Origin of the sequence: Streptomyces thermovulgaris (assembly GCF_002155915.1) — a bacterium.
GTDB lineage: Bacteria > Actinomycetota > Actinomycetes > Streptomycetales > Streptomycetaceae > Streptomyces > Streptomyces thermovulgaris.
This window is the reverse complement of record NZ_MUME01000456.1, coordinates 1-3,907: the sequence shown is the minus strand read 5'-3', so window position 1 is coordinate 3,907 and position 3,907 is coordinate 1. Positions and strand designations below refer to the sequence as shown.

Sequence of the window (3,907 nt, the reverse complement as noted above, 5' to 3'; positions counted from 1 at the left end):
GCACCCGCGGGGATGGCCCCTGCGTCCAGGACATCCCCGTCTCCAGAGCCAGCTGCTCCCCGCACCTGCGGGGATGGCCCCTTGTATGCGGCGGCCTTGACCTTCATGCGTGTCTGCTCCCCGCACCCGCGGGGATGGCTTCCGGTGTCCTCCTTGACGCATTCGATCTGGAACTACTCCCCGTGTCCGTGCGGTCAGGGAGTCATGTGTTCGATGGTGTGGCAGGTTTCGGCTGCTGTGTCCTGTGGGGATTCGGGCGGCTTTGGTGGGGCAGGGTGTGCAGGGCGTCGGCGGGGCTGGGGTTGTTGGGGGTGTAGGCCTCCAGGCGGTGGTCGGGGCTGTCGGGCTGGAGCCAGGCCTGGTAGGTGACGCTCGTGGCGCCGACCGTCGGGTGCTGCAGGCGCATGGTGAGTTCACCGGTTGGTCCCGCCAGGCGCGCATCGGTGCGTGAGCGGCTGCTTTCGCACCGGCTGCTTTCACATGGGGCGGGCCGTGACGGCGCCCTCGGCCGTGGGTCGGCGGAGCAGATCATCTGTCAGCGGTCGACTGTTGCGGGGTGCGCGTTGGTGACACACGCCAATGCCGCTGAAACCAAGGTGCCTCGGCGGGCATCGGTCGGGTACCGTGCGGACCATGTCGAGTCCTGAGTCAGACAGGGTGGGGGGCTTTCGGTCACGCCGTCAGCCCCCTGAGCCACTGAACTCGTAGCCCCGTCGCCGCGCCGCGTTCTGCGGCCGGACGAGTGTGCCCTTGGGGCTGGCCGCGGTGACGAGATGACCTTCTTGTGCTTCTCCTCACCTCGGAGCCACTCGATGCCTTTTCCTCTGTATCTGCTTGCCATGGCGGTCTTCGCCATGGGCACCTCGGAGTTCATGCTCGCCGGCCTCCTGCCGGACATCGCCTCGGACCTCGACGTCACAGTCGGGACAGCAGGCACGCTCACCTCGGCCTTCGCGGTCGGCATGATCGTCGGTGCTCCCCTTGCGGCCGCGCTTGTCCGCAACTGGTCCAAGCGTTCCAGCCTTCTCGGGTTCGTCCTCACTTTCATGGCGGCTCACGCCGTGGGCGCCGTCACCACCGGTTTCCCGGTTCTGTTCGCCACCCGGGTCGTCGCCGCGCTCGCGAACGCAGGGTTTCTCGCCGTCGCCCTGACGGCTGCCGCAACGCTGGTCCCACCCGACAAAAAGGGACGTGCACTGGCCGTGCTGCTGTCAGGCACCACGGTGGCCACGATCGCCGGTGTCCCTGGCGGGTCGGTACTGGGCACGTTGCTCGGCTGGCGGACCACCTTCTGGGCCGTCGCCGCTCTCTGCCTGCCTGCGGCTCTCGGCATCCTGAAAGCCATCCCGGCGGGACGCGTGAAGGAGGAGGGGACCGGCGGGCCGGCCTTGCAGGCGGAGCTCGCCCAGCTCACAAGGCCGCCGTTGATCCTGGTGATGCTGCTCGGCGCGCTGGTGAACGCGGCGACGTTCGGAAGCTTCACCTTCCTCGCTCCCGTCGTGACCGACACCGCCGGGCTGGGCGAGCTGTGGATCTCCGTCGCCCTGGTGCTCTTCGGCGCCGGTTCCTTCGCCGGGGTCACCGTCGCCGGCCGGCTGTCCGACCGGCGTCCCGGTCTGGTCATCGCGGTCGGCGGCCCGCTGCTGGTCATCGGCTGGTCGGCCCTGGCGGTGCTGGCCGACGAGCCGGTCGCCCTGTTCGTCCTCGTGTTCGTGCAGGGCGCCCTGTCGTTCGCACTGGGCAGCACCCTGATCACTCGGGTCCTTTACGAGGCCGCGCAAGCCCCCACCATGGCCGGGTCGTACGCGACCGCGGCACTCAACGTCGGTGCCGCCGTCGGTCCCCTCATCGCCGCGACCGCCCTCGGCACCGCGGCCGGGATCCTCGGACCACTGTGGGCAAGCGGGCTCCTGGCCGCGATCGCACTGCTCATTGCGTTCCCCTTCCGCACGGTGGTCGCGGCCGACCGAGGCGCCGAGGTGCTCCCGTGACGCACGCGAACGCTTCCCGGACATCCGGGGGACGCCGAAGGATCGTCGAAGGCACGACATGTGCGGTGAGACCTGCGTCACTGCGTCGAGCACGGCAAGGGACAGTGATCGGAGCGCAGTTGTTCCGTCGCCGGAGGAGTGCGGCGACGGAGCTGACGTGACAGCCATCGCCTGTGGGACAGCGGCAAGCTCCGGCAGGGACGACGAATCCCGGCAGGGAGCCCGCCGTGCGTACTTCAGATGAACCGGAAAACGAGGTCTTTTGTGCGTGACATGCTTCCCAGGCCGTTGCTGTACGGCTTGGGGTGGTGCGCCCTGGGGATGGTGCTCCTCTACGCCCTCATCCGGCTGGGCGTTCTGACAGAGAACTTCCCGTACAAGGGAGTTGTGGTCTTCGCCGTCACGACCCTCGGCGTCATGCTCACCGGGACCCGGCCCAGGAGGTGCGGCGGGGGCGGCGACGGCTCCGGTCCGGCCCGCCGGGAATGATCGGTGGGTGATCGAAGTGCTGGTGGTCGAGGACCATGCCGTCGTGCGGTCCGGGTTGGTGGCGTTGCTCTCCGGCGAGCTGGGGATCCAGGTCGTCGGCCAAGCCGCCGACGGCGGGGCCGCGCTGGCCGAGGCCGAGCGGCTGCGGCCCGGCGTGGTTCTCCTCGACATCGATTCGACATCGATCTGCCCGGCACAAACGGCATCGCCGTCGCCGCCACGCTCGCCGAAAAGCTGCCCGACTGCCGCACCTTGATGCTCACGGCACTGGACCGGCCCGGGCATCTGACCCGTGCGATGGATGCGGGGGCTTCTGGTTATCTGCTCAAGAGCGCGACCCCCGCGGAGACCGCGGACGCGATTCGCCGGGTCGCCGCGGGCGGGCGAGTGATCGATCCGCTGATGCGGGACGACCGGGCCGGCGAGGCCAGCCCGTTGACCGAGCGGGAGACCGAGGTGCTGCGGTTGGCGTCCTCGGACGCGCACGCCCGTGAGATCGCCGCCGAACTCTTCCTGAGCGTGGGCACGGTGCGCAACCGGTTCTCCTCCGCCGTCGGCAAGCTCCACGCCCGCACCCTCGTCGACGCCGTCCGCATCGCCGAACGCCAGGGCTGCCTGTAGGGACGTGAGGATCTCACTTTCCGGGTCCTCGCACCGCGTGGTGGGATCAAGGACGGCCGGATCCGTGCTCGCTGCCCGCAGGGCGTGATGCGGCAGGCGTGCACGGGAGATGGGGAGCGCACGGTTGTGACGGCGGGGCGACGGAACACGGCGAGGCGGACGAAGGCGGAGTTGGCCGCGGTCCAGGCCCTGGCCGTGCTGGTGCACGGGGCGGCCGTGGCGGGCGTGGTGCTCGGCGGGCCGTGGACGCTGGTGTGGTTCCTGCCCGCTCTGCTGGGTTCGCTGGTGGCGGTCTGGTGCGTGCGCTACGGGATCCGACTGGGAGCGTCGGCGGCGAGCGCCGCGAAGGACAAGGAAGAGCACCGGCCCTGACGTCACTTTCCTGCTGATGCTTCCGAGCCGGACTTGAGCTCGAACCACACCGTTTTGCCGATGCCGCCGGGGCGGGGCGCGGCGCCCCAGTCGTCCGCCAGGGCCGCCACCAGGGCGAGGCCCCGGCCGGCTTCGTCCTCCAGGGACGCCTCGCGGGGTGTGGGCAGCGTGTCGCTCGCGTCCGAGACCGAGACGCGGAGGCAGCCGTCGTCGTTCAGCACACAGCGTGCCCGGATTTCCCTGCCCGGGGGGACCTTCGCGTGGCGGTAGGCGTTGGTCATCAGCTCGCTGAGCAGGAGCACGGCCGTTTCCGTCACCTCGTCGGGGAGCTTCCAGGAGGTCGCCTGCTCACGCAGGAGCGCACGGGCGCGACCCACGCTGCGGGCGTGACGGGGGAAGCGGAACTCGATGTCCTGGGGGAGTGCGGCGGGGGA

General features: G+C 70.1%; 5 protein-coding genes and 1 pseudogene. 4 read left to right on the top strand and 2 right to left on the bottom strand.

The annotated features are described in order from the left end of the window. Positions 1-202: 202 nt before the first annotated feature. Positions 203-532 (bottom strand): MmyB family transcriptional regulator, encoded by a 330-nt coding sequence (locus CCN35_RS26285; RefSeq protein WP_425444328.1) that lies wholly within the window; start codon positions 530-532, stop codon positions 203-205. A 280-nt stretch (positions 533-812) separates the two neighbouring features. Between CCN35_RS26285 and CCN35_RS26280 the strand changes: the two genes are divergently transcribed. From CCN35_RS26280 to CCN35_RS26265, 4 genes and pseudogenes are all read left to right on the top strand, one after another. Beyond that, positions 813-1,991 carry a Cmx/CmrA family chloramphenicol efflux MFS transporter gene (locus CCN35_RS26280; protein WP_086794579.1) on the top strand — a complete coding sequence of 393 codons (1,179 nt, stop codon included), beginning with the start codon at positions 813-815 and terminating at the stop codon, positions 1,989-1,991. 273 nt (positions 1,992-2,264) lie between these two features. After that, positions 2,265-2,480 (top strand): hypothetical protein, encoded by a 216-nt coding sequence (locus CCN35_RS28190; RefSeq protein ID WP_067388025.1) that lies wholly within the window; start codon positions 2,265-2,267, stop codon positions 2,478-2,480. 7 nt (positions 2,481-2,487) lie between these two features. Beyond that, positions 2,488-3,101: pseudogene (locus tag CCN35_RS28185) on the top strand (response regulator transcription factor). Between the two features lie 171 nt (positions 3,102-3,272). Then, entirely contained in the window at positions 3,273-3,473 is a 201-nt protein-coding gene (locus CCN35_RS26265; protein WP_245863507.1) for a hypothetical protein, read from the top strand. 2 nt (positions 3,474-3,475) lie between these two features. Here the strand turns inward: CCN35_RS26265 and CCN35_RS26260 are convergent. Continuing rightward, a partial coding sequence (locus tag CCN35_RS26260; RefSeq protein ID WP_425444327.1) for an ATP-binding protein occupies positions 3,476-3,907 on the bottom strand: 432 nt, incomplete at its 5' end.